This window comes from Acinetobacter sp. YH16032, assembly GCF_013417345.1.
GTDB lineage: Bacteria > Pseudomonadota > Gammaproteobacteria > Pseudomonadales > Moraxellaceae > Acinetobacter.
Genome location: NZ_VPEE01000001.1, coordinates 308077 through 334154 on the forward strand (window position 1 = coordinate 308077; position 26078 = coordinate 334154).

The window sequence follows — 26078 nt, forward strand, 5'->3', positions numbered from 1 at the left end:
GTCGCATCATAGAGAAAAAACGGATTAGTGGCTACACTTAGCACTTTAAATATTCAGCCTGTACTAGAATTTATAGCAAATGAATACACAACGTGAACAATTGATACATACGTGGGTGCAATCTGTACTTCAATCAGAGCAGTTCGAAATAAAATATTTAGCAGGCGATGCCAGTTTCCGTCGCTATGCGCGAATCACCTTGAATAATAAATCATTTATGTTGATGGATGCACCTCCAGAAAAAGAAGATTGTGTACCTTTTGTGACGATTGACGAATTCTTTGATCGTCATGGAGTTCGTGTTCCACATATTGTTGCAAAGGATTTAGATCAAGGGTTATTGCTTCTAGAAGATTTTGGGGATGAGCTTTTAGCAAACCATTTAAATGATGACACGGTAGATCAGCATTATTTACAGAGTTTTAAACAACTCATTCAATTACAGTCTATTCATGGTGTGGATCAGTTTCCAGAATATAGTTACGAAAAATTAATCAGTGAAATGGAGTTATTCACAGATTGGTTGCTTCCATCATTAAATATTCGATTAAATGCTGATGAACAAGGTTTGATTAAGCGCACTTTTGCGATATTGGCAAATGCGGCTTTAGCTCAACCCCAAGTGATTGTTCATCGAGACTTTCACAGTCGTAATCTCATGCTGTTAAGTGATGAGCAAGAGCAAGGTGTAATTGATTTTCAAGATGCGGTAATCGGTGCGGATACCTACGACTTGATTTCAATTACACGTGATGCATACGTGCAATGGCCTCCAGCACGTGTAAAACAATGGTTTAAAACCTTCTATGAATTATTACCAGATGATTCAAAAATTGATCGTGATTTAGAGCGCTTTATTAAAGATGCTGACTTCATGGCGATTCAACGCCATTTAAAGATTTTAGGTATTTTTGTGCGATTGTTTGAACGTGATGGAAAGTCGGGCTATTTAAAAGACTTGCCTCGTGTCATGTGGTATTTACTCGAAGAGTCGAAGCCTTACGCTGAACTCACTCCATTTATTCAATGGGTTGAAGATAAAGTGCTATATGCATTTGAAGCCAAGTATGGTCACTATGAGGTAGTAGCTGCATGAAAGCCATGATTTTAGCAGCGGGTCTGGGTAACCGTATGCGTCCCTTGACGCTTTATAAACCAAAGCCACTGTTGGAAGTGGGTGGAAAGCCTTTAATTGTATGGCATATTGAAAAATTAAAGTCGATTGGTGTTAGTGAAATTATTATTAATTCGGCATGGCTGGCAGACAAATTGATCGGTGCTTTAGGCGATGGTTCTCAGTTTGGTGTGAACATTCGCTGGACGCGTGAAGATGAGGGTTTGGAAACAGCTGGTGGAATCATCAATGCTTTGCCCTTGTTGGGTGAAGAACCATTTATCCTCGTCAATGGGGATGTGTGGACTCAGTTTGATTTTGCTCAGTTGCTTGAGCTTGATTTACAAGAAGATCTGGCACACTTGGTACTTGTACCAAATCCGCTACAACATCCTCAAGGTGATTTCACACTATTAGATGGCCGTGCTTATACTTTTGAGCAAGAAAAAGAGGGCGAAAATCTGACTTATAGTGGTATTGCGGTGATTCATCCTCGTTTATTCGAAGGTCTAGAATGGGGCAAGCGTCCTTTAGCACCTTTGCTTAAAGATGCTATGCACAACCACAGAATTTCTGCTGAAAAAATGGCTGAAACGTGGGTGGATGTGGGTACACCAGAAAGGTTGATGCAGTTAGATCAGCAAATTCGAGAAGGACAATTTAACTAACTGAGTATTCACTAAGCGTTAAATAGTGTTCCACGATGCATAAAACGGTATACTTTGATTAATTTTATTGAGATGTTTACTGTTTATGCATCCTTTTTTTCATGAGTTACAACAAGGTAGTCAAAAACTAGGTTTATCACTCAGTGATGAGGCGTTGAGTTTATTATTAAAATATCAAGATGCGCTTGTATTGTGGAATAAGGCGTACAACTTGACCGCGATTCGTGATCCTAAAGAAATGTTAGTTAAGCATTTATTGGATAGCCTCAGCATCTTGAAAGACTTGCCTCAAGGGCGATTGCTTGATATCGGTACCGGTGGTGGTATGCCGGGGATGATCATCGCGCTATGTCAACCTGAGCGAAGCTGTGTGCTTCTGGATTCGAATGGAAAAAAAATTCGTTTTCTCAAACAGTTTATTGCTGATCTAAAACTAAAAAATGTTGTGGCAGTTCAAACTCGAGTAGAGAATGAAGAGAGTATTAATGAACTGGGTAAATTCGATGTAATTACCAGTCGTGCTTTCGCCTCACTGACAGATTTTATTACTGCTTCTCGTCCTTTTATGCATGAAAACAGTATTATTGCTTCTATGAAAGGTTTAATTCCTGCTGAGGAAATTGAAAACCATAAAGATGAGTTGAGTTGCGAAATTATTGAGCTTCACGTTCCTCGTTTAGATGAACAACGTCATTTATTGCTACTTAAACAAATTTAAAAATTCTAGGGATTGGGGTTACCATGGCTCAAATTATTGCTATTGCGAACCAAAAAGGTGGCGTAGGTAAAACCACGACTGCTGTAAATTTGGCTGCATCATTAGCAGTGCTTAAAAAGCGAGTATTGTTGATTGATATGGACTCTCAAGGCAATGCCACTATGGGTTCAGGTATTCAAAAGAATGATCTCTTATACTCAGTAACTGATGTTTTACTGGGTGAAGTGCCAATTGAAACTGCCATCACTAAAGCTGAAGTTGGATATCGCGTAATTGGCTCCAATCGTGATTTAGCAGGTGTTGAATTAGCCATTGCTGAGCAAGACGGTCGTGAATTTATTCTGCGTGATGCGATCCAACAAATTGCAGATAAGTTTGATTACATCATTGTGGATTGTGCACCAAGCTTAAGTTTGATCACTGTAAATGCATTGGCTGCTGTTAAAAGCGTGATCATTCCAATGCAGTGTGAATATTATGCCTTGGAAGGCTTGGCAGATTTAACACAAACGATTGATCGTATTCAACAAGCGTTAAACCCTGATTTAGAAATCATTGGTGTATTGCGTACCATGTACGATGCTCGAAATGCGCTGACACGTGATGTGTCGGATGAGTTGGAGCAGTATTTTGGTAAAAAATTATACGAAACGGTTATTCCTCGAAATGTGCGTTTAGCGGAAGCGCCAGCACATGGGTTACCGATTATTTATTTTGAAAAAAGTTCTAAGGGTGCAGTGGCTTATTTGAATCTTGCTGCTGAAATGTTAAAAAAAACCAAAGTGAAAAAAGGAAGTAAAGCATGACCGTGAAGAAAAGAGGCTTAGCAAAGGGTCGTGGCTTAGATGCGTTATTGGGCTCTATTCAAAAAGAAAAATTACAATTAGAAGCACAGTCATTAGATCATGGTCAGCTCAAACAAGTAGATGTCAAACTTCTTAAACGTGGTAATTATCAGCCGCGACGTTTTATTCATGAAGAAGACCTTCAGGAATTAGCATCTTCTATTAAAAAGCATGGCATCATGCAGCCGATTGTCATTCGTCCAATTGAGGATGATGTGCATCAATATGAAATTATTGCAGGGGAGCGCCGTTGGCGAGCAGCTCAAATCGCTGGACTAAATGAAGTTCCTGCAATTGTTCGTGATTTGTCAGATCAAGTTGCAATTGCGTTGGCATTAATTGAAAACATTCAACGCCAAGATTTAAATCCAATTGATCAAGCTATGGCATTGCAGCGTTTTCATGAAGAGTTTGGATTAAGTCACCAAGAAATTGCTGAAACAGTGGGCAAGGCACGTACTACAGTAAGTAATTTATTGCGCTTATTAAGCTTAGCGGATCCGATTAAAGACCATATCCAACAAGGTCAATTAGATATGGGGCATGCGCGTGCAATATTGACTTTGCGTGCAAAAGACCAAATTGAAATTGCAAAAATTGTCATTGAAAAAAACCTTTCTGTTCGTCAAACAGAACAGTTAGTGCGTGATTTTAATGCACCAAAACAGGATAAGCCAAAACCATCAATTTCAGCTGATTTAGAGCAACTGACTCAGCGTCTTTCTGAACGTTTCAGTGCAGATGTTAAAATTGATCACAATAAGCAAGGTAAAGGTAAGCTTGTGATTCATTATCATTCACTTGATGAGTTAGATGGTATTCTAAATATCTGTTTAGATGAAAAATAATTAATTTAAAAGCAGTAAATGTGATTTATTTAGATGAGTTTGAGATTTAAGTCATTTAGGTCTCAATACTCCAATTGAGCTAAGGTTTACTTTGATCATTCCATACAATCAGGTCATTGATTTTAGAGTGGGGCAGACTTTAGCATTCGATGTTCGAATTATGTATGATTAAATTGCATACGTGCTGAATCTGTTTAGGTGTTTAAGGATACCGTACCAATTAGAGGTTGTGAGTGAAGCAAGATTTTAAAGTTTATATGCGTTTGTTGAGTTACTTAAAACAGTACTGGACGATTGCATTGATTGTTGTATTTGGTTTTGTGCTGAATGCCGCGACTGAAGTTTCTGTTGCGAAATTATTAGAGCATATTATCAATGCCATTCAAGAACAGGATCGAAGTTTCACGAACTTATTCCCATTTTTGGTTGTTGTTTTGATGTTTGTACGAGGAGTGGGGCTATTTCTAGGTGGATACTACACTTCGGTGATTTCTCGAAATCTAATTTTTAATATTCGCCAAGAAGTTTTTGCTAAATTAATGCGATTGCCGTCGCAATATTATTTAGATAACACTAGTGGTCATATTACTGCCAAAATTATGTACAACGTTGAACAGCTGACTGCTGCCTCAACGGAGTCATTAAGAACCTTATTACAACAAGGTTTGATCACCATTGCGCTGTTAGGATATTTGTTCTATTCCAACTGGCGCTTGACTTTATGTATTTTGATTTTTGCGCCTTTAATCGGTTTTTTGATTAGAAAAGCTGCTAAACGTATGCGTAAGCTGTCTACTCAAGTGCAAGATACGATGGGTGATGTAAACCATGTAGTGCAAGAAACCGTGAATGGTAATTTAGTTGTTAAAGGCTTTGGTGGACAGGCATACGAGCAAACTCGTTTTAAAGAAACCTCACTCGAAAACTTGCGTCGTGGTTTAAAAATGGTTGCAGTACAACAATTAAATAGTCCTGTTGTACAACTTATTATGGCGATCGCTTTAAGTATTGTGATTTGGATTGCTTTAAGACCTGAGATATTACAGGATACTTCAGCGGGTCAGTTTGTTGCGTATATTACTGCAGCCGGTATGTTGAGTAAGCCGATAAAAGCTTTAACCGATATCAATGAAAAATTACAGCGAGGAATGGCTGCAGCACATTCAGTATTTGAATTATTGGATATGCCTGAAGAAAAAAATGAAGGGCAGTTAAAACCACAACTCAAAGGCAATATTGAATTTAATCAGGCAAATTTAACATATAGCGATGGTTTCCACGCGATCCATGATTTTAATTTAAATGTTAAAGCTGGGCAGACTGTAGCGTTGGTGGGGCGTTCGGGGGCTGGTAAGTCTTCTTTAGTTAACTTATTGGTTCGTTTTCAAGAATTAAGTTCAGGGTCAATCAAATTCGATGGCCATGATATTCAAGATATCGAAGTTACAGCGTTACGCTCACAAGTGGCTATGGTCAATCAGCAAGTCGTGCTGTTTAACCGAACTGTTCGTGAGAATATTGCTTATGGTCAGTTACAAGATGCTTCGGAAGAGCAGATTATTGCTGCTGCGAAAGCTGCTTATGCCCATGACTTTATTATGGCATTGCCTCAAGGCTATGACACACCATTAGGTGCTCAAGGTTTAAATTTATCTGGCGGACAAAGACAGCGTATTGCAATTGCTCGCGCAATCTTAAAAAATGCTCCAATTTTAATTCTTGATGAAGCGACAAGCGCATTAGACAATGAGTCTGAATACTTTATTCAGCGTGCTTTTGATGCAGCTATGCAGGATCGGACAACGATTGTCATTGCACATCGATTATCAACGATTGAGAATGCAGATCTTATTGTGGTAATGGATAAAGGTCGGATATTAGAGCAGGGAACACATCAGGAATTACTCGATTTGCGTGGTGCATATTTCCAACTGCATCAACGTAATTTTGAGGAATAAGTTATGTCTATTGCGCAGGTCATTCAAAATGCTTGGAATAAGCAATCCAAGTGGTTGATTGTATTGCGACCCCTGTCATTACTTTATCGATTAGGATTTTCCCTGAATAAATCCTTGTATCAACGTGGTATAAAACCTATTTATACTGCACCAGTTCCTGTCATGGTCATTGGCAATATAACGGTAGGTGGTAGTGGTAAAACACCGTTATTAATTCAATTGGTTAAATATCTTCAACAAAAAAATATTCGAGTTGGAGTAATTAGTCGAGGCTATGGTGGTAAAGGTCCTTTTCCTGCAAGCGTGAATCTCGATTCTGAGCCAAATGAAGTGGGTGATGAGCCCTGTCTAATTGTGCAATCTACAGGCGTGCCGATGGTCGTAGGTGGGCAACGACAGAAAAGCATAGAGTTGCTTCTCTCTCAGCATCAACTTGATTTGATCATTAGTGATGATGGTTTGCAACATTGGGCACTTGATCGTCAATTAGAATGGATTGTACTGGATAACAATCGTGGTTTAGGTAATCAGAAACTGTTGCCTGAAGGCTTTTTGCGTGAGCCAGTAGCACGGTTATGCAGTGGTACAGTAATTGAGCATGCTGAACAACCAAGCTCAAATCTGTATATGCAATTACAAGTCGCAGCGCCGTACTTGTTAAATCCAGTCGAAGATCAAGTTGAATATTTTGCCACTAATTTGAATTATTATGCGGTTGTTGGTATTGGGTTCCCGCAACGGTTTTATAAAACCCTTGAAAGTATGGGCTTAAAGCATTTTCAGTGCCATGAATTTCCTGATCATTATGAGTATCAGATTGACGATTTACAATTTGAAGATTCAAATCCAGTCATCACCACTGAAAAAGATGCTGTAAAACTCCTCCCTTTGTTAAAACAACATCCAGAATTTAGTCGTGAAATTTGGGTGGTTCCTGTTGAAGCAGTTTTATCATCAGCTTGTTATGATTTGCTGGATCAACAGCTTGCAAAACTTGGTATCGTAAACACATAAGGAATATCCATGAAACATATTGTAATACCTGCTCGCTTTGCAAGTTCGCGTTTACCTGGAAAACCACTCCTTAAAATACACGGGCGTGAAATGATTTTACGTGTGGTAGATCAGGCGCGAAAAGTGACTGGGTTTGATGATTTGTGTGTTGCTACTGACGATCAAAGAATTGTTGATCTTTGTAAGGCAGAACAAATTGATGTTGTGTTGACCAGTGCAGAACACCCTTCTGGAACCGACCGATTGAGTGAAGTTGCACGAATCAAAGGTTGGGCGAGTGAAGATATTATTGTAAATGTGCAAGGTGATGAACCATTATTGCCTGCATCTTTAGTCCAACAGGTTGCTTCTTTGTTAGAGCAAAAGCCTGAATGTTCAATGTCCACTTTGTGTGAAGTGATCAAAGAATTAGAAGAATTTAAGCGCGATAGTATTGTGAAAGTTGTCATAAGTAAGTTCAATGAAGCGCTTTATTTCAGTCGTGCAACCATTCCATATGATCGTGATGGATCAAAGCAACAACCACATATACTACATCCTAAAGCCTACCGACATCTTGGTTTATATGCCTATAGAGTGAAGTTGCTGCAAGAGTACGTGACATGGGATCAGGGTGAGCTTGAGGTTTTAGAAAGCCTTGAGCAACTACGTGTTTTAGAAAATGGCCATCGAATTGCAATTGATTTGGCAGAGGTGAGCTTACCACCAGGTGTGGATACGCAACAAGATTTAGACCGTTTTAATGCAATGCCTATTTCTCATTTCCAATAGTATAGATTAGTCAATGACTCAGACTCAGCATGTTTATCCTTGGCAACTTAATGTATGGAGCACACTGACTCAGCGGTATCCTCAAGTTGGTCATGGATTGCTTTTTTATGGCAAAAAAGGCTGTGGTAAAGAAGCTTTTACCCAGCAATTTGTTACTTGGCTGCTATGTTTAGATAAGCAGCCAAATCAACCTTGTGGTCAGTGTTCGAGTTGTTTGTGGCTAAAATCAGATACTCATCCAAATTATGTTTACGTCACGACGGATGAGGACAATAAGAAACAAAACGCTAAAATTAAAATTGAGAAAATTCGTGAATTACAGCCATTCGTGCAACAAACCGTCGATGGTTGGCGGGTTATTGTGATTGAACCGGCGGAAGCGCTCAATATCGCATCGTCAAATGCTTTATTGAAAACACTTGAAGAACCAGGTGAGCGTGTTGTGATTATTCTTTTGGCGGATCATTATTTAAAATTACCAGCCACTATACGAAGTCGCCTACAACATTACGCCTTAGATCGGCTGACTGATGATCAAGCCAATGCATATTTGAATCAACATTTGAATGCAGAGCAGCAGACTTTGAGCACACTGTTGCTTAACCTTTCGAATGGTATGCCTTTAGCTGCTATTGAGTTGGCCTCAAGTGAATGGTTAACTCTGCGAAGTGAGTTTATAAATGATTGGTATCATTTAGTCAGTCAAAAAAATATGCCAATGCAGTACGCTTCTAGATGGAATAAGCAACTCAACTTTTCCGAGTTGATTGTTATGTTTGAGTACTTATTAGCTGATCTTGTTGCCTATAAAATGGAACAAAATGTAAAAAATAGCGATTTAGACTTTAGTTTGTTGGCTGAGCAATATCAATTAGAGCAATTATTTGATATTTATAACGATGTGCATCAAGCAAAACAAATGGTTGAGCAGAATGTTCAATCAAATTTAATTGTTGATCAGCTTTTTATAAAATTAATGAATGTTCAATAATCATGTTTGAATACAGGGGATAGAGATGCAGCCACGTCCGGGCGGTTTATTACAAGTCAATATTAATGATCGCGAAACTCTGCAATCCAGTTATATGCCTTTTGTTGAGGGTGGGGGATTATTTATTCCAACCAAACATTCAGTCAAAATGGGTGAAGAGATTTTTATCTTGGCAACACTTCCTAATCAAACCCAAAAAATACCAATTACGGGTAAGGTGATTTGGATTTCCTATAAGCAATCAGGCATTAAACCGCAAGGTTTTGGATTGCAGTTAACTGGAGATAAAGGAGCCTATTACAAAATGGAAGCAGAAAAAATACTCGCTGGAAGTATGTCAACAGCACGCGCAAGCTTTACAATGTAGGTTCTGACTTAAGAAATTAAAAGGTGTCCTTGTGTTTGTAGATACACACTGTCATTTAAACATGCTCAATCTCGAACCTTACGAGGGAAATATCGATTTAGCAATTCAGCAAGCGATTGATGCTGGTGTCACAAAAATGATGGGGATATCGGTTGATTTAGATGATCATATTATTCTGTCAGAAATTGCAGCTCGACACGAAGGAGTAGGCTACAGTGTTGGGGTGCATCCATGTGAAGATCCAGCAGTCATGCAGCGTGCTACTGTTGAAATTTTGGTTGAATTGGCGAGTAAAGATAAGGTCTGGGCAATTGGTGAAACGGGTCTAGATTATTATCACAGTACTGAATTTGTTAAAGAACAAAAAGAATGTTTTGCACGACATATTCAAGCTTCACAGATGGTGAAAAAGCCAGTGGTTGTACACACACGCTCATCTAAAAACGATACGATAGATATTATAAGAGCTGAAAAGTCGACACACGGAATTTTGCATTGTTTTACTGAGGATTGGGATACGGCAAAAGCGGTTCTAGATTGCGGTTATTACATTTCATTTTCAGGAATAGTATCGTTTAAAAATGCTCAGGATTTACGTGATGTGGCCAAGCAAGTTCCATTAGATCGACTATTAATTGAGACTGATAGCCCTTATTTAGCACCAATGCCATATAGAGGAAAGTCTAATGAACCAAAGTATGTCCCATATGTAGCCAAAGCATTAAGTGATGTATATGATAAGTCAGTCGAGGAGATTGCCTTTATTACAACGCAAAATTTCGAGAATCTTCTACGAATGCAGTAAAAATTTAATACGGAAAATAGAAAGAAGAGAGTTTATAGAGTGAAGATGGATCGTCAGGCTCAGTTTAGAGCGAGAGAAGCATTAATATTTCAGGTCGCAGAACAACTTCTTTTGGAAAACGGCGAAGCGGGCATGACATTGGATGCATTGGCCGCTGAGTTGGATTTGGCAAAAGGAACACTCTATAAGCACTTCCAAAGTAAAGATGAATTGTACATGTTGCTCATTATTCGTAATGAGCGCATGTTATTAGAAATGGTTCGAGATACTGAAAAAGGATTTCCTGAACATTTAGCTTTTTTTATGTTGCACCATTTGCATCATCCAGAACGTACTGTACTCTTTCATCAAATTGAAGAGCGATTGTCTACAACCGGTCAGGGTATTAATCATTTGTTTAATGAAATGTATCAGATTCGCAAAAGTAGACTCAGAATTATCATTCGTATGACAGAAAATCATCTAGCATCCATTCAAAGTAAGATGAGTTCTCGGGATTATTTAGCATCCATTTGGTCGATTACTCATGGTGGTGCTGCGATATTAAACTCGAGTTTCTATCAACGCTATTTAGGCTGTCGAGATACGTTAAGGGTTGCTTTAATTGATCAAGCGTTGATGATGCCTAAACAGATTAATTTGACAGAATCAGTGGCCTAATATGCAATCCCTAGATCACCGTCAAGGCGGATTTACTTTAATCGAATTGATGGTGGTCACTGTGATCATCAGCATCATGGCGGCATTGGTGGTGATGAATATTGGTGGGATTGATCAACGTAAAGCAATGCAAGCTAGAGAGGCTTTAATATTAGATTTAAAACGTATTCATCGAGAGGCTGTTGATCAATCGTTAGTGGTTGCATTGGTGCCACAATCGAATGGTGATCAGTTTCGCTATACATTTCAAAAATATAATGATTTAACTCGTCCAGAGCAGACGCTTGTATCGAATAATAATCGTCAACCTTCCACTTGGGTTGAAATGCCAGAGTTTTCTGCGAGAGAGCTACCTGCAAAGGTTTCATTTCAGATCGAAAGTAGCGACTATAGTTTTGAAAATGCAACTAATGCAGACTTGATGAATAATAATGCACCTAAATTAATTTGGTTGGGCAATGGCGAGGTTAAACCTGTCACAATTCAAATGTATTATGAACAAAAAGCAATTGGTGATCTTATTCAAATAGATTACTTGGGTAAAATCGATGCGGGTGCTTAAAGGATTTACCTTGATTGAGGTTGTGGTGGCTTTGGCTATTTTTGCTGTAGCAGCAATGTCATTGACGAAGGTGGCTATGCAGTACACACAGGCGACTGCAAATGCAATTTTAAGAACAAAAGCACAATTCGTCGCACAAAATGAAGTCGCTGCAATGCAAATTAGTGGTGAATGGCTAGAGGGAACTCAATCGAAGCAAATTACCTCTCAAGGGTTAAGTTGGCAAATTGATAAAAAATCAGAAGCGACTATTAGCCCAGATGTTCAGAAAATAGAAGTGCAAGTGAGTCTATATAACAATGATTTAGGTAAAGTTGAATCAGGTGTCACCACCATGGTGTTTTATAACTATCCTATCAGAGAGCAATCCAACTCATGATCAAGAGTAAACAACAAGGTTTTACCTTGGTAGAGCTTTTGGTTGCCATAGCCATCTTTGCAGTATTGTCTGCTTTAGGATGGAAAATTTTTGATTATTTAAATAAAGTCAAAGATCGCAATGCTGTGCATGAGCAGCAGCTTCTCAGTTTGCAAGATAGTTATTTACAAATGCAAAGAGATGCTTTGCAAATTGTACCGCTGACTGCAAATATCGCAGGACAAATCCAACCTGCATTTTTACTGGATGATCAGTCTTTACAATTTAGTAAGGCAGGGGTCACAGATCCGCTGAAACAGGGTTTGTCTCCATTTGAGAGAATAGAATATCGTTATAATGCACAAGATCGAAAAGTTTATCGTTTAAAGTATCCCAATCTGAATGTTCTTCAAACAACCCAACCTTTATCCAGTACGATCCTAGAGAATGTGGATGAGTTTCAAATCACAATTTTGAACCCGAATGAATTGAATTCGTGGCCGGATGCATCAACAATAAGTTCTAATGGTAATGATGCTCAAGATGGTGTTGCTCGACTATTGCCTAAAGGTATGCGAATTAGATTTAAGCAACAAGATGTTGAATACGAGTGGATTTTCAGTTTGCTTAATACTGACTATTTAAAACCGACATCTAGTCAATAATCATTAGGAAAATGCATGAAGCAGCAAAAAGGAATCGCCTTGATTACGATTTTAATGTTAGTCGCTTTGGCAACTATCATTGCTGCGACGATTGCCCATCGTCAATACAATACCAGTGAAAATACGGCCTATGTGATTCGTCAAAACCAAGCACTGTATTATGCAAAAAGTGCTGAAGCTTTTTTCTCAGAATTATTGGTTCAAGATGCTAAGTCCAATTCAAAATCAGATAATCTTCAAGAAACTTGGGCTCAACCGATGCCACCATTTCCAATTGATGGTGGTTATGTCGCAGGGCGAATTATTGATGAAACGGGTAAGTTTAATTTAAACAGTTTGGTCAAAGATGATGGCGTGCCGAATGATAATGCGGTGAATTACTTTAAGGGATTATTAACAAAGCTTGGTTTGCCAGAAGAATTGAATGAAGCGGTAATTGATTGGCAAGATCAAGATGATTTGACGATTGGCGCGATGGGGGCAGAGAGTAATTATTATTTAAGTTTAACGCGTCCTTATTTGCCAGCGAATGGTCCTTTTCATAGCGTTGAAGAGTTGAAGCAAGTGCGAGGATTTGAAGGTGATAAGTTTTTATTGATAAAACCTTATGTTACAGCGATTCCTTTAAAAGAAATTAAAATTAATATTAATACAGCACCAGCGATGATTATTGCTGCTATAGACCCAAGTTTGGATGTGCAAAATGTACAGCGTGATTTGGATCAGAAAAAAGCCAATGGTGAGTTTTTTGAGTCCGTAGATCAGCTCTGGGAACTCAACACTCTAAGTCAGTTAAGTGAAGAAGCAAAAAGCACAGCAAAAAATAATTTTGATGTTAAATCTGCATTCTATCGAGCAGATATTGAAATCATGCTATCTGATCGAAAGCGATATTTTTCGAGTTATCTGATGCGTGATGAAGATAAGGTTTATGTCTTCTCAAGAAGTTTGGCACCTCTTCAAACCAATTGATTAAATTGCTAAACTATTAATTTAAACAAATTGAATGATAGCTTTTTATTTTTTTGTTTTTAATACGTTTTGCCAATTGCTTAAAACGTTAAAATTAATGATGAGTTGTGTGAATATGCACTATAATCATTTTAATCCATGATTTTTTATTGCTCTGACATATGTTAATTCGAAAATTATTTAAGTTTGAAAACGCGCATATTGTGCGAAATTGCACATCAGACCGCTGTAAGCGTTCAATTCATGGTCATAGCTATAAAGTCGAATTATTATTGAAAGCCTCAAAGCTAGATCATGGTCAAATGGTCTATGATTTTGGTTTGCTGAAAGGTGTGATCAAAGAACTTTATGATAGTTTTGATCATGCGATTTGTTTTTGGCAAGAAGATTCAGCTGAATATATTCAAGCATGTAAAACTTTTAGTGCGCGTTGGGTTTCATTACCCGTTTCACCTTCTGCTGAACAATTTTCTCGAATTTTCTTTTATTTGGCAGAACAAGTACTGAAATCAACTATCACGCAAAATGGTGAAGGTGATGTTGAAGTCTATTCAGTGATCGTGCATGAAACTGACACAGGCTATGCGCAAAGTTTTGCTGAAGATATCGTAAATGAACAGATGGGCTTATTGGCGCTTGATCAAATCGTATTCTCAGAACAAATTCAAAATGAATGGTCTGATCCTAAAATGTACGAACAATTGAAACAAGGATTCACTTTTAAGAACCCAAGTGTAGATTTACAAGTAAAACTTTAAAGCTGTGATTGATTTAGGGATGAACACAATGCAACTCACCGAACAAGAATTAAGTCAACTGAATCAAGTTCGGTTAGAGGATGGTTGGAAGTATGCTTTAGCAGATTTTCTGCTCAGCGATAAAATGGATCAGCTGAAAGCTTTTCTCAAATCTGAATTACAGGCGAATAAGGTGATATACCCACCTAATTCCCTTATATTTAATGCGTTCAACACTACACCCTTAGATCGTGTAAAGGTCGTGATTCTCGGTCAAGATCCTTATCACGGTCCAAATCAAGCACATGGATTGAGTTTTTCAGTGCAAAAGGGTGTTGCATTACCGCCGTCTTTGCGTAATATCTATCACGAACTCAGCACTGACCTTGGAATAGTGCCTGCCAAGCATGGTGATTTAACCCAATGGGCTGAAGAGGGTGTCTTATTGCTGAACAGTGTATTGACTGTTGAAGCGGGCCAGCCGACTTCACACCAAAAGAAAGGTTGGGAAGATTTCACTGATGCTGCGATAGATGTTCTAAATGAGCAACGTGAAAAGATCGTTTTCATTCTTTGGGGTGCGTACGCGCATAAGAAAGGTCAACGAATTGACCAAAATAAGCATTTGGTCTTAAAAGCAGCACATCCATCACCGTTGGCAGCAAACCGAGGTGGTTTTTTTGGGTGTAAAGTTTTTTCAAAAACAAATAATTATCTTAAACAAAATGGCATTGAGCCAATTAAATGGCAGCTGGAAGCATGACAATATCTCCTGAGACGAATCAATATCATCCTGACTTAATTGTTGAAGAAGCACAGAATGGATGGAGAGTGGTTCGATTAAATCGTCCAAAATCTTTACATGCACTTGATGAATCTATTGTGACGGCTTTATTGGCTGTTTTTGAAAAGTTTCATCATGATGATGCGGTTAAAGCGATCTGGTTTGATTCAACAACCCCTAAAGCTTTTTGTGCCGGTGGGGATGTACGCAAACTCCGTCAGTTGGTCATCAATAATGAGGTTGATGCGGCAAATAAATTTTTTGAACAAGAATACGCGCTAGATCTTTTGTTGCATGACTACGCTAAGCCGATTGTCGTTTGGGGTGAAGGTTATGTGATGGGTGGTGGGCTTGGTTTATTTATGGCTGCACCATTCAGACTCGTTACACCTTATTCGCGTCTTGCAATGCCAGAAGTGAATATTGGTTTATATCCAGATGTTGGTGCTAGTCGTTTCTTGGCAGATCGTGGTCCAATTGGTCTATTTACAGGTTTAACTGGATCGATCATGACTGCGGCAGGAGCTTATGGTATTGGCTGGGCGACTCATATTTGTGATGCTCAGCGCGATGTTGTTTTACAAAAGTTGATCAATATCGATTGGGATCATTATCCTGCTGGTGATTTTAGGGCATTAGATGACACTTTAAATAGTTTGCATCGACCAGTTTCTCCAGGGCCACTGCAAATCTCGTTAGACGTGATTCACAGTGTCTGTCGTGGTGCAAACTTTGAAAATGACTACGAAGCAATTATCGGTCTAAGTGATGCACGAAGTGACTGGCTAAGACAAGCCAGTGAAAATCTGGCAAAAGGATCACCAAGTACAGCTGCGATTACCTGGTTGTTATGGCAATGGGGGCGTCAAGTTCATCCTTGGCAAGAAGTATTTGAACTTGAAACTCAAATTTCTGATTGGAAAATTAGACATCCTGATTTTGTTGAAGGTGTACGTGCACGTTTAGTGGATAAAGATTTATCTCCTGAATGGACACCTGCAGAATCTATGTCCTTAAAAGGAGTTTTAGGTGCGCACCCACCAGTTACAAATATCGAGAGCTGGAATAACTTGTTAAAACAGTACGGTATTATTTAATTTTGACTGAAATCCAATTTGATGCCGAAGATCTAAAATGGATGCAGCGTGCCTATGAGCAGGCTGCATTCGCAGCTAAATTGGGAGAAATTCCTGTTGGAGCTGTCATTGTGAGTCAAGGAAAAGTAATTGGTGAAGGATATAATCAACCCATCCTGAGTCATGATCCAACTGCTCATGCAGAAGTGGTCGCACTTCGCCAAGCATGTAATCAAATTCAGAACTATCGTCTACCAGAAGATGCAACCCTTTATGTAACCCTTGAGCCATGCACGATGTGTGTGGGGGCTTTAATTCATGCTCGAGTTCATCGTGTTGTATTTGGTACTTTAGAGCCGAAGGCGGGTTCTCTGGTCAGTGCGCGACAGCTATTGAATAATCAAGGTTACTATAACCATATATTTGAATTTGAAGGGGGCTGCATGCAATCAGTGTGTGCTCATCAGCTTTCAGAATTTTTTAAATTCAGACGTGAACAAAAAAAACAACAGCGTGTACGACAAAAAATAGAAAATAATCAGGAATGATTGCTATTGTTGATTGTGAAAAATTGACATAATGTATTGTCAGTATGAAGCGGACTCAATGAAAAGGAATAAAAAATGAATTCAATCCAAGTTAAACAAGAATTTAACCAGCCTATAGATCGTGTATTTGAAGTTTTGTCAAAACATGCGACTTATAATGATGTATTTGCACCGATTCAGGTTGTACGCATTAAAGATGCAGCTGATCCGAGTCGTCCTGATGGGATTGGATCAGTACGAAAAATGGGATTAGGCCCAATAAAGCCAATTCAAGAAGAAATTACTGTACTAGAGCCAAATAAGCGTATTGAATACAAAATTATCAAGAATCCATTAATCAAACATCATCTTGGAATTATTGAATTTAAAGAGCTTTCAACAGCTAAAACTTTAGTCACATACACGATCGAATTACAGGCAAGAGCACCGTTTGTGAGCAAATTAATTCTTGCACAACTCAAACTTGCTATTACACTTGGTTTTAAGAAATTAGCAAAACGCCTTTAAGGCGAAGTTGGTAAAGTAATGACAATTCAAATTATCACGATCGATGGACCAAGCGGTTCAGGCAAAGGAACTTTGGCAGCAAAATTGGCACAGCATTACCAGTTTCATTTACTAGATTCTGGCGCTTTGTATCGTTTGTTGGGATTGTCATTACATCAGCTGAATTTAATTGATTCAATTCACAATCCAGATGTGTTGGTTAAATGCGTAGAAATAGCGACTCATCTCGATATTCAATTTGTTAGTGATCATTTAAAAACAAAAATTTTACTTAACGGGCATGATGTAACGGATGAAATTCGCACTGAAAAAGTCGGTGAGTTTGCATCCAAGGTTGCAGTTGTACCTGAATTAAGACAGGCATTATTCGAAAGACAACGTGCATTTGCTCAAGCACCAGGTCTTGTTGCCGATGGCCGTGATATGGCGACTTCAATCTTCCCAGAAGCCCAAGCAAAAATATATTTGACGGCTTCTGCTGAGTCGCGTGCTGAGCGACGTGTAAAGCAGTTGCAGGCCATGGGGCAAAATGTTAAAATAAGCGACATTTTATCTAATATCCAAGCACGTGATAAGCGTGATATGGAAAGAACCGTTGCGCCGCTTAAGCCGGCTGAAGGGGCTTACATTATCGATAGTTCAGATCTGGACATTGACGCTGTATTTAACCTGATGACCGCATATATTGATGCGCAATAAGATAAATTAATGAATATTAGTGGAAGCATAGCTTGATCAGTTCTATATGGACTATGTCGATACTTAACTAAACCGGCCTTGTCTGATCCAAGACCGCTGACTTTTCTAGGTATATCATGACCGAATCTTTTGCAGCCCTCTTTGAAGCAAGCGAATTAAACCTCAACGTTGAAAAGGGTGCAGTCATCCAAGGTATCGTTGTTAGCATCGATTCTGACTGGGTAACTGTAGATACTGGCCTTAAATCTGAAGGCGTAGTAGCTCGCTCTGAATTCTTAAACGAACAACGTGAACTTGAAGTTAACGTTGGTGACACAGTTGACGTAGTTGTTGAAGCGCTTGACAACGGTATGGGTCAAACAGTTTTATCACGTGAAAAAGCTAAACGTGCTGAAACTTGGACTAAACTTGAAAAAATCTTTGAAGACGGCGAGATCGTTACTGGTGTTATCTCTGGTAAGGTTAAAGGCGGTTTCACTGTTGACATCGGTCCAGTACGTGCATTCTTACCAGGTTCTTTGGTAGACACTCGTCCTATCCGTGACACGACTCACCTTGAAGGTAAAGAGTTAGAATTCAAAGTTATCAAACTTGACGCTAAACGTAACAACGTTGTTGTATCACGTCGTGCAGTTATGGAAGCTGAATCTTCAGCTGACCGTGAAGCTCTTCTTTCTCAACTTGAAGAAGGTCAAACAGTTACTGGTACAATCAAAAACCTTACTGACTACGGTGCTTTCGTTGACCTTGGCGGTATTGATGGTCTTCTTCACATCACTGACATGGCTTGGAAACGTATCAAGCATCCATCAGAAGTTGTTGAAGTTGGTCAAGAAGTTACTGTTAAAGTACTTAAATTTGACAAAGAGCGTAACCGTGTATCATTAGGTCTTAAACAACTAGGTGAAGATCCATGGTTAGCGATCATGAACCGTTACCCTAAAGGTTCTATCGTTAAAGCGCGTGTAACTAACTTAACTGATTACGGTTGCTTCGCTGAAATCGCTGAAGGCGTTGAAGGCTTAGTACACGTTTCAGAAATGGACCACACAAACAAAAACATCCACCCATCTAAAGTTGTTCAGATTGGTGATGAAGTTGATGTTATGGTTCTTGAAGTTGATGAAGAGCGTCGTCGTATTTCTCTTGGTATCAAACAAACTCGTGCTAACCCATGGGAAGAGTTTGCTAAGGCTCACGACAAAGGTGAAAAAGTTTCAGGTACAATCAAGTCTATCACTGACTTCGGTATCTTCATCGGTTTACCAGGCGGTATCGATGGTCTAGTTCACTTATCTGACATTTCTTGGAATGAACAAGGCGAAGAAGCGATTCGTCGTTACAAGAAAGGTGACACTGTTGAAGCGGTTATCCTTTCTGTAGACGCTGAAGGCAACCGTATCAGTCTTGGTATCAAGCAAATGAACAGCGATCCGTTCAACGATTTCTTAGCTGCTAACGAACGTGGTGCTCTTGTTAAAGGTACTGTAGTTGCAGTTGATGCTCGTGGCGCAACAATTAAGTTGGCTGACGAAGTTGAAGCTTCTCTTAAAGCTTCAGAAATCAACCGTGACCGCGTTGAAGATGCAACTAAATTCTTAGAAGTTGGTCAAGAAGTTGAAGCTAAGATCATCAATGTTGATCGCAAATCACGCGCAATCAACTTGTCTATCAAAGCGAAAGACGAAGCTGAAGAGAAAGAAGCTGTTGCTAACTTGAAAACTGCTTCTGCAGGTCAAGACAACGGTCCTAAGACAATTGGTGATTTGATCAAAGCTCAAATGAACCACTAAGTCTTTCGTGTTCAATGTATTGTTAATGTAATTTAACTAATACTTTTTACACAAATACTGTAAACGGTAGCGTAGTATTGACTTACTGCGCTACCGTTTTGTATTTAAACAGGTTATTATCTCGCTATGCACAGAGTAGCTTGATAATTAAAGAGGTCGCAGATGACTACTGAAGCACTTAATAAGTCTGACTTAATAGAACGTATTTCTATCAAAAACCCTCATTTGGCTGAGCCATTGGTCGAAGAAGCTGTTAAAATTATGATCGATCAAATGATTGAGTCATTATCAGCTGATAATCGTATTGAAATTCGTGGGTTTGGAAGTTTTGCTTTACATCATCGCGAACCGCGAGTTGGGCGTAATCCTAAAACAGGTAAGTCAGTTGAAGTGGCTGCTAAAGCTGTACCTCATTTCAAACCAGGTAAAGCACTAAGAGATGCTGTAAACGAATCAGCAGGAAAATAATAAATTACTCAGGGGTGGTTATGCGTTACGTATTAGTTGCACTGTTAGTTGTAATCTTCGGATATGCATTGGCATTGGTTCTGCAAAATGGTACAGAACTGACTGTTGATCTTCTATTCACTCAAGTACCGGCAATGAGATTAGGTTTATTGCTTTTGTTGACTTTGGCACTTGGGATCATCGTTGGATTATTACTCGGAGTTCAAGTTTTCCGTGTATTCCAAAATAGTTGGGAAATTAAGCGTCTTCGCAAAGATATTGAATATCTTCGTAAAGAACAAATCCAAAATGCTCAGTTAGCTGCTGCTGAAGCTGCTGCAAATGTACGTCATGAAAAGACAGTACTAGATGTGCATTCAGATCCGCGTAACTCAAATCCGCTGTAATTTATAAATATTTAAAAAACCTCTAAAATTTATTTTAGAGGTTTTTTTTATTGAAAATAAACTGTTGAGTTTTAAACTGAGTTTTTAAAAGTTAATTTTGCAGCTTAAGTTGAACATCTTTATAATGACGCAACTTTAGATGGACGGAAGAACAACCTTGAGTATCATTGTTGCTTTAGATGCAAAAAGCCAATACGACGCATTGAAAATGGCTGAAAATTTGGATCCTAAACTTTGTCGTGTAAAGGTGGGTAAAGAACTTTTTACACATGAAGGTCCGACCGTTGTAAAAGTATTGCATGATCAGGGTTTTGAAGTATTTTTAGATTTAAAATTTCATGATATTCCAAATACTACAGCACAAGCCGTTTGCGCTGCTGCAGATCAAGGGGTATGGATGGTTAATGTTCACGCATCTGGTGGACGAAAAATGATGGAAACTTGTGTAGAAAGATTAAAAGCAGGTAACTATCAAACACAGTTGATTGCAGTTACCGTATTAACTTCAATGGGGCGAGAAGATCTACGTGATCTAGGTTTGGATATTGAGCCTTTTGAACATGTAAAACGTCTAGCGACTTTAACTCAAGAAAGTGGCTTGGATGGTGTTGTATGTTCTGCGCAAGAAGCAAAAATGTTACGCGAAACTTTAGGTCAGAACTTTGCTCTCGTCACTCCGGGAATTCGTCCGGAAGGTTCTGCAGCGGATGATCAAAAACGTATTGTTACACCTAAGCAAGCAATGTTAGATGGTTCTACACACTTGGTTATTGGTCGTCCGATTACTAAATCAGAAAATCCAAATCAGACTTTAAGAGACATTCTGGCGACTTTGTAATTTTCCAATTACAGATATTAAGTATTTTAAAATGCCATGAATTTTCATGGCGTTTTTTTTAATTTTATGATGTATCAATAGTTGAAGTTATATTATCTCTAAAGGGAACTACTGACCATTATTGTTAGACTCAAGAAAGTTTTAAACAAGGTTTAGAAAGGAGTGAGAAGAAGCCTGGTGCTAAGAAAGCTAAAACTTAAAAACATAATAGAACTAAAGGATTGTATAAAAGGTTTAACAAATAAAGAAATTGAAAAAGCTATTAGGCATGGCGTTGCTGCTGCATAAAAGGTATGAAAGGAAAAAAATATGGAAGCTTGTAATTGGCATTGGGGAGCAATTGCTACTTTAATAGGGGCTGGAATAGCATCTACTACTGCATGGTGTATTTCAAATGAATGGAGAAATCAAAAAGTTAGTGAAGTCATTGCAAATGAAACAAAAGAATATATTTATAATTTAAGTAAACTTGAATTAATACAGAACGAAATTGAAACTAAAAGCACTACAGCAAAAAGAAGGAAGGAACTATTAGAAGAATATATTTTATATAAAAATAAAGCATCTAAACATTCAAATTTTCTCGGAAAAGCATGTTCTAAGGATTTATAAGTAACTTAAGCTCAAATTATGGTTCTCAATGTATAAGATATATAAACTTTATTAAGGAAGAAAAGAATTATGACATGAAAGATACACCACATCCGAATGATGCATATTTACTCATTGAACACTTACTCATATATGCCTTGTATAAAAATGGTTCTATAAAAAGTAAAATAACTAGTAAATTAAAAAGTTACCATCATGCATAAAGAACTAATTTTTTAAATCCCATAGGCATACTACAACTCACACTTGAGAGTGATCCAAACATTATCATGGGCAATCCATTCTTTTTAGTTCTCTCTCCTTTTGGGAGAGAGTTAGAGAGAGGTTTGTTAGAAAATATCATTTTCCGCTCAAACTATGCCTAGAATCATCAATCAAAAAAATAAGCCCTCTAAAAAGAGGGCTTAAAATTAAAGATCATGCACGATTAGAGAATTGATTTTAAGCGTTTAACAACTTCTTTACATTGGTCTAAATCTGCTACGAGAGCAAGACGAACATGGCTTTCACCTGGGTTTCCTTGTTCAGTATCACGAGATAAATAACGACCCGGTAAGACTTTGATATGTGCTTTTTCCATCAGCATTTTGGCAAAAGTTTCATCATTATCTACCTTTAACCAATAATAGAAACCCGCATCAGGCTTTTTCAGTGGTAGCAAATCACCTAATTCTTGTTGGAATAAATCAAATTTAGCACGATATTGTTTACGGTTCTCTTCAACATGTGCTTCATCATTCCATGCAGCAATAGATGCCAATTGATGTTGTACTGGCATTGCAGCTCCGTGGTAAGTGCGGAATTTTAAATAAGGTTTTAATAGACTAGCATCACCAGCAACAAAGCCAGATCGCATACCTGGTAAATTAGAACGTTTAGATAGAGAATGGAATACGATACAGTTTTTATAGTCATCACGACCTAGTTCAGCACAAACTTCGAGTAATCCTACAGGGGCTTCATCAAACCATAGTTCTGAATAGCATTCATCAGATGCGATGACAAAATTGTATTGATCAGAGAGCGCAATTAATTTTTTGAATTGTTCTTTTGAAAGCACAGCACCTGTCGGATTTCCGGGGGTGCAGACAAAGAGCAAAGCTGTCTTCTCCCATACTTCCGCAGGGACAGCATCGAAGTCGCCAAGGTAACCATTTTCTTCAGTACAGTTGATGAAATAGGGTTGAGCGCCAGCGAGTAAAGCTGCACCTTCGTAAATTTGATAAAAGGGATTCGGCATAACTACATAAGGTGCTTCATCACGATTGATCAGCGCTTGTACGAATGAGAAAATTCCTTCACGTGTGCCAGTCACAGGTAAAATATGATCTTCTGCGCTAATAGCATTTAATTTGAAACGGCGTGTGAGCCATTGCGCAATACTTTCACGTAATTCTGGTAAGCCTTTACTGTTTGGGTATGTCGAAAGATGATTGAAGTTATCGACAATAGCTTGTTTTACGAATTCAGGTGCAGGATGTTTTGGCTCACCAATTGACAATGGAATTAACGGAAGATTTGCAGGTTTTACATCCTGAAAAAGTTTATTCAACTTTTCAAATGGATAAGGATGTAATAGGTTTAAACTAGAGTTCATGAAACAGTTACCGTCGGGTTAAATCTAAATTTTAATGATGATTACAGACCTGATTTGAAGCCTCATCTAATGCTGCTTTTAATTGTTCAGCAAAAGCCTGAGCTTCAGTTAAATTCATAGGTTCGCCATTCTTTTTGGTTACAAAGAAAATATCTTCTGCGCGCTCACCCAAGGTGGCGATTTTCGCGGAATGGATATCGAGACCTTGCATCATAAATAAGCCACCGATACGGGCAAGTAATCCAGGCTGATCGAGGGTAGAGATCTCGACCATATTTTGCTGTAGCGCCTCGTTCAACGTAATATCAATTGTGTTTTCGATATCAAAATGACGAAGTTGGCGTGGAATACGGCGTTGCATTAAACCTGGATAATTTTGTGAATCTGTTAATGCGTGCACCAATGATTCTTTTACCGTATTTTCACGTTCTGGATCTGTCACTAATGTGCCAAAACGATCAAGCACCACGTAGGTGTCTAAGCTAAAGGATTTAGTTGCTGTAATAATGCGTGCATCTTGTACATCTAGATTCATACGATCTAGAACTGCAACAGTGGTGGCAAAAAGATTAGGTTGATCTTGAGTGTAAATAAAAATCTGCACAGCATCTTGCGCTGATTTACGGTGCGCGCGCATCATCACCAATGGTGCTGAATTATCACCATGATCTAGGATTGCACGTGTATGCCATGCGACTTCATCTGCAGTTTCTTTGAGGAAGTATTCGTCACCAAGTTCTTGCCAAACTTTTTCAACAGCTTCTAAAGCATAATCATTGACAAGTAATTCACTTGCTGCAAATTTGGTATCTTCGATCAGCATTTGGTAATCGACAGGACGACCCAAACCACTACGAATAACGTCACGAGCATTGGTATATAACTGACGCATGAGCGATGCGCGCCATGTGTTCCAAAGCTTAGGATTGGTTGCGTTAATGTCAGCCACTGTAAGCGTATACAGATAGTCTAAGTGTTCCATATCACCGAGCTTCTCGGCAAAATCTTTTACAATATCTGGATCAGAAATATCTTTTTTCTGCGCAGTCATCGACATCAATAGATGATTTTGGATTAACCACGCAACAAGATTACACTCACGCTCAGTAAAACCGTGCTTGCTACAGAACTCAATGGCATCAACCGCGCCCAATTCACTATGGTCTCCACCACGACCTTTGGCGATATCATGGAACAAAGCAGCGAGGAATACGATGTCTCGGCGCACCAGACGCTGGAATACGGAACTTACGACAGGAAAATCTTTAGCAAATTCTGGCGCTTTAAAACGATTTAAATTACGTAAGAGTAGGAGTGTATGTGCATCTACAGTATAGATATGGAATAAATCGTATTGCATAAGGCCCATGATTTGCCCAAATGCAGGAATATAGTTGCCGAGTACACCATAACGTTTCATCGCAAGCAATGTTTCATATAAGTTATTCGGTGATCGGATGATCGCCATAAACAAGGCTTGATTAACTGGATTGTCTCGATACGCTTGATCAATGCGTTTTGCAGCTAAAGTAAGCAATCGAAGTGTACGAGCTCGAATGCCATCAATATCAGGGCGATTTGCTAGGATATAGAAAATCTCAAGGATGGCTGTAGGCTTCTCTGCAAAAATTTTATGGTGTTGAACTGCGAGTTTACCATCCACCAATTTGAAGTTTTCATTCACTTCCTCAATTTTACGCTCATAGTTGGGTAAACGAGGAGTGATGACAGACTCATTAAAATAGGCGAGTAGCATTTCATTCAGGGTTGAAACCTGCTGAGCTGCTCGATAGTAGCGTTTCATGAACTGTTCAATTGGATAATTGATATGTTCACCTTCGACTTTGTGGTAACCAAATTTTGCTGCGATATCGCGTTGGTAATCAAACAATAGTCGGTTTTCATCACGCTTAGTTAAGCGGTGTAAATGATGACGAATTTCCCAGAGAAAATTCTCAGCATCTTCGAGCACCCCAAGTTCAAACTCAGAAATGAAACCTAAATGTACAAGATCGTATATACGATTTACTCGGAAATGCCGTTTTGCAATCCAACCAATTTGGTTAATGTCTCGAATGCCGCCCGGTGCATTTTTGATATCAGGTTCTAAATTACTTTCAGTGTTGTTGTGCTGAGCGTAGCGTTTGGCTTGTTCTTCCATCTTGGCATCAAAGAAGGTTTTATCCGTCCAAGTTTGTGAAACAACACGACGAGGCCATTTCGCTAAGTGTTCATTGCCAATAATTAAACGAGACTCAATGAGAGATGTTGCTACCGTTAAGTCATTCATGGCCTGTTCAAAGCACTGTTGAATGGTTCTTACACTTACGCCAGGTTTAAAATTTCCAACATCCCATAGAGAGGAAATAAAAATGGTAATGGCATTTTCTTGTTCTTGTGTAAGATCATCTTCTGAAAGGATCAGAATGTCGACATCAGAGTAGGGCATCATTTCACGACGACCATAACCTCCTACAGCGAACAAGCCCAGATCGGTTTGATCTAACTCAGCATGTTGCCAAAGGAATTTAAGTGCCTCATCAATCAGGTTAGATCGAGTGAGGATGATCTCACGTATCGCCTTACCATTTTCAAACTCATGTTGTAATTGATTTTCAACATCTGAGCGCCATTGATTAATTGCCTTGATGTCGTGATTACTCGAAACATAGTTTGCTAATGGAGACGTATTGATCATGAAATGATGGCCTACCTAA

General features: G+C 38.8%; 29 protein-coding genes. 27 read left to right on the top strand and 2 right to left on the bottom strand.

Annotation, left to right across the window (positions count from 1 at the left end; translation table 11 throughout):
• Positions 1-79: 79 nt before the first annotated feature.
• From FTV32_RS01470 to FTV32_RS01600, 27 genes are all read left to right on the top strand, one after another.
• Positions 80-1096, top strand: a complete 1017-nt coding sequence (locus tag FTV32_RS01470) for an aminoglycoside phosphotransferase family protein (protein ID WP_180027673.1) — start codon at positions 80-82, stop codon at positions 1094-1096.
• On the top strand, positions 1093-1782 hold the full coding sequence (gene murU, locus FTV32_RS01475; RefSeq protein WP_180027674.1) for an N-acetylmuramate alpha-1-phosphate uridylyltransferase MurU: 690 nt from the start codon (positions 1093-1095) through the stop codon (positions 1780-1782). Before FTV32_RS01470 ends, murU begins: the two co-directional genes overlap by 4 nt.
• Positions 1783-1867: 85 nt before the next feature.
• A complete protein-coding gene (gene rsmG, locus FTV32_RS01480; protein WP_092766213.1) occupies positions 1868-2500 on the top strand; it encodes a 16S rRNA (guanine(527)-N(7))-methyltransferase RsmG in 633 nt (210 codons plus the stop codon).
• A gap of 23 nt (positions 2501-2523) precedes the next feature.
• Positions 2524-3306 (top strand): ParA family protein, encoded by a 783-nt coding sequence (locus tag FTV32_RS01485; RefSeq protein ID WP_180027675.1) that lies wholly within the window; start codon positions 2524-2526, stop codon positions 3304-3306.
• Positions 3303-4193, top strand: a complete 891-nt coding sequence (locus FTV32_RS01490; protein WP_035264597.1) for a ParB/RepB/Spo0J family partition protein — start codon at positions 3303-3305, stop codon at positions 4191-4193. Before FTV32_RS01485 ends, FTV32_RS01490 begins: the two co-directional genes overlap by 4 nt.
• A gap of 233 nt (positions 4194-4426) precedes the next feature.
• On the top strand, positions 4427-6151 hold the full coding sequence (msbA, locus tag FTV32_RS01495) for a lipid A export permease/ATP-binding protein MsbA (RefSeq protein ID WP_180027676.1): 1725 nt from the start codon (positions 4427-4429) through the stop codon (positions 6149-6151).
• A gap of 3 nt (positions 6152-6154) precedes the next feature.
• Entirely contained in the window at positions 6155-7165 is a 1011-nt protein-coding gene (gene lpxK, locus FTV32_RS01500) for a tetraacyldisaccharide 4'-kinase (RefSeq protein WP_180027677.1), read from the top strand.
• A 9-nt stretch (positions 7166-7174) separates the two neighbouring features.
• On the top strand, positions 7175-7936 hold the full coding sequence (gene kdsB, locus FTV32_RS01505) for a 3-deoxy-manno-octulosonate cytidylyltransferase (protein WP_180027678.1): 762 nt from the start codon (positions 7175-7177) through the stop codon (positions 7934-7936).
• A gap of 13 nt (positions 7937-7949) precedes the next feature.
• Positions 7950-8927 carry a DNA polymerase III subunit delta' gene (locus FTV32_RS01510; RefSeq protein ID WP_180027679.1) on the top strand — a complete coding sequence of 326 codons (978 nt, stop codon included), beginning with the start codon at positions 7950-7952 and terminating at the stop codon, positions 8925-8927.
• 25 nt (positions 8928-8952) lie between these two features.
• Entirely contained in the window at positions 8953-9294 is a 342-nt protein-coding gene (locus tag FTV32_RS01515; RefSeq protein ID WP_180027680.1) for a PilZ domain-containing protein, read from the top strand.
• Positions 9295-9325: 31 nt separating this feature from the next.
• Positions 9326-10099, top strand: a complete 774-nt coding sequence (locus tag FTV32_RS01520; RefSeq protein ID WP_180027681.1) for a TatD family hydrolase — start codon at positions 9326-9328, stop codon at positions 10097-10099.
• Between the two features lie 45 nt (positions 10100-10144).
• The gene (locus FTV32_RS01525) at positions 10145-10759 is read left to right on the top strand and encodes a TetR/AcrR family transcriptional regulator (RefSeq protein WP_035264575.1); all 615 of its coding nucleotides are present in this window, start codon (positions 10145-10147) and stop codon (positions 10757-10759) included.
• Between the two features lies 1 nt (position 10760).
• A complete protein-coding gene (locus FTV32_RS01530; protein ID WP_035264572.1) occupies positions 10761-11321 on the top strand; it encodes a Tfp pilus assembly protein FimT/FimU in 561 nt (186 codons plus the stop codon).
• A complete protein-coding gene (gene gspI / locus FTV32_RS01535; RefSeq protein WP_035264570.1) occupies positions 11308-11700 on the top strand; it encodes a type II secretion system minor pseudopilin GspI in 393 nt (130 codons plus the stop codon). The genes FTV32_RS01530 and gspI overlap by 14 nt, the downstream gene beginning before the upstream one ends.
• A complete protein-coding gene (gene gspJ / locus FTV32_RS01540; RefSeq protein ID WP_035264568.1) occupies positions 11697-12344 on the top strand; it encodes a type II secretion system minor pseudopilin GspJ in 648 nt (215 codons plus the stop codon). The genes gspI and gspJ overlap by 4 nt, the downstream gene beginning before the upstream one ends.
• A 15-nt stretch (positions 12345-12359) precedes the next feature.
• On the top strand, positions 12360-13316 hold the full coding sequence (gspK, locus tag FTV32_RS01545) for a type II secretion system minor pseudopilin GspK (RefSeq protein WP_035264566.1): 957 nt from the start codon (positions 12360-12362) through the stop codon (positions 13314-13316).
• Between the two features lie 161 nt (positions 13317-13477).
• Entirely contained in the window at positions 13478-14074 is a 597-nt protein-coding gene (locus tag FTV32_RS01550) for a 6-carboxytetrahydropterin synthase (protein ID WP_180027682.1), read from the top strand.
• Between the two features lie 28 nt (positions 14075-14102).
• Positions 14103-14816, top strand: coding sequence for a uracil-DNA glycosylase (ung, locus tag FTV32_RS01555; protein ID WP_035264670.1), 714 nt, complete (start codon positions 14103-14105; stop codon positions 14814-14816).
• Positions 14813-15934 (top strand): enoyl-CoA hydratase/isomerase family protein, encoded by a 1122-nt coding sequence (locus tag FTV32_RS01560; RefSeq protein ID WP_180027683.1) that lies wholly within the window; start codon positions 14813-14815, stop codon positions 15932-15934. Before ung ends, FTV32_RS01560 begins: the two co-directional genes overlap by 4 nt.
• A 2-nt stretch (positions 15935-15936) precedes the next feature.
• On the top strand, positions 15937-16461 hold the full coding sequence (gene tadA, locus FTV32_RS01565) for a tRNA adenosine(34) deaminase TadA (protein ID WP_180027684.1): 525 nt from the start codon (positions 15937-15939) through the stop codon (positions 16459-16461).
• 75 nt (positions 16462-16536) lie between these two features.
• Complete coding sequence (locus tag FTV32_RS01570) at positions 16537-16968, top strand: SRPBCC family protein (protein WP_180027685.1); 432 nt, start codon at positions 16537-16539, stop codon at positions 16966-16968.
• An 18-nt stretch (positions 16969-16986) separates the two neighbouring features.
• Positions 16987-17667 (top strand): (d)CMP kinase, encoded by a 681-nt coding sequence (cmk, locus tag FTV32_RS01575; protein WP_035264559.1) that lies wholly within the window; start codon positions 16987-16989, stop codon positions 17665-17667.
• Between the two features lie 116 nt (positions 17668-17783).
• Positions 17784-19460, top strand: coding sequence for a 30S ribosomal protein S1 (gene rpsA, locus FTV32_RS01580; RefSeq protein WP_035264556.1), 1677 nt, complete (start codon positions 17784-17786; stop codon positions 19458-19460).
• Positions 19461-19622: 162 nt separating this feature from the next.
• Positions 19623-19928, top strand: coding sequence for an integration host factor subunit beta (locus tag FTV32_RS01585; RefSeq protein WP_035264555.1), 306 nt, complete (start codon positions 19623-19625; stop codon positions 19926-19928).
• A gap of 20 nt (positions 19929-19948) precedes the next feature.
• On the top strand, positions 19949-20314 hold the full coding sequence (locus tag FTV32_RS01590; RefSeq protein WP_035264552.1) for a lipopolysaccharide assembly protein LapA domain-containing protein: 366 nt from the start codon (positions 19949-19951) through the stop codon (positions 20312-20314).
• Between the two features lie 139 nt (positions 20315-20453).
• Entirely contained in the window at positions 20454-21152 is a 699-nt protein-coding gene (gene pyrF / locus FTV32_RS01595) for an orotidine-5'-phosphate decarboxylase (RefSeq protein WP_180027686.1), read from the top strand.
• Positions 21153-21461: 309 nt separating this feature from the next.
• Positions 21462-21764 carry a hypothetical protein gene (locus tag FTV32_RS01600; protein ID WP_180027687.1) on the top strand — a complete coding sequence of 101 codons (303 nt, stop codon included), beginning with the start codon at positions 21462-21464 and terminating at the stop codon, positions 21762-21764.
• A 427-nt stretch (positions 21765-22191) separates the two neighbouring features.
• Here the strand turns inward: FTV32_RS01600 and dapC are convergent, their stop codons facing one another.
• Positions 22192-23361, bottom strand: coding sequence for a succinyldiaminopimelate transaminase (gene dapC / locus FTV32_RS01605; protein ID WP_035264538.1), 1170 nt, complete (start codon positions 23359-23361; stop codon positions 22192-22194).
• Between the two features lie 31 nt (positions 23362-23392).
• Complete coding sequence (gene glnD / locus FTV32_RS01610; RefSeq protein WP_035264535.1) at positions 23393-26059, bottom strand: [protein-PII] uridylyltransferase; 2667 nt, start codon at positions 26057-26059, stop codon at positions 23393-23395.
• Positions 26060-26078 lie beyond the last annotated feature (19 nt).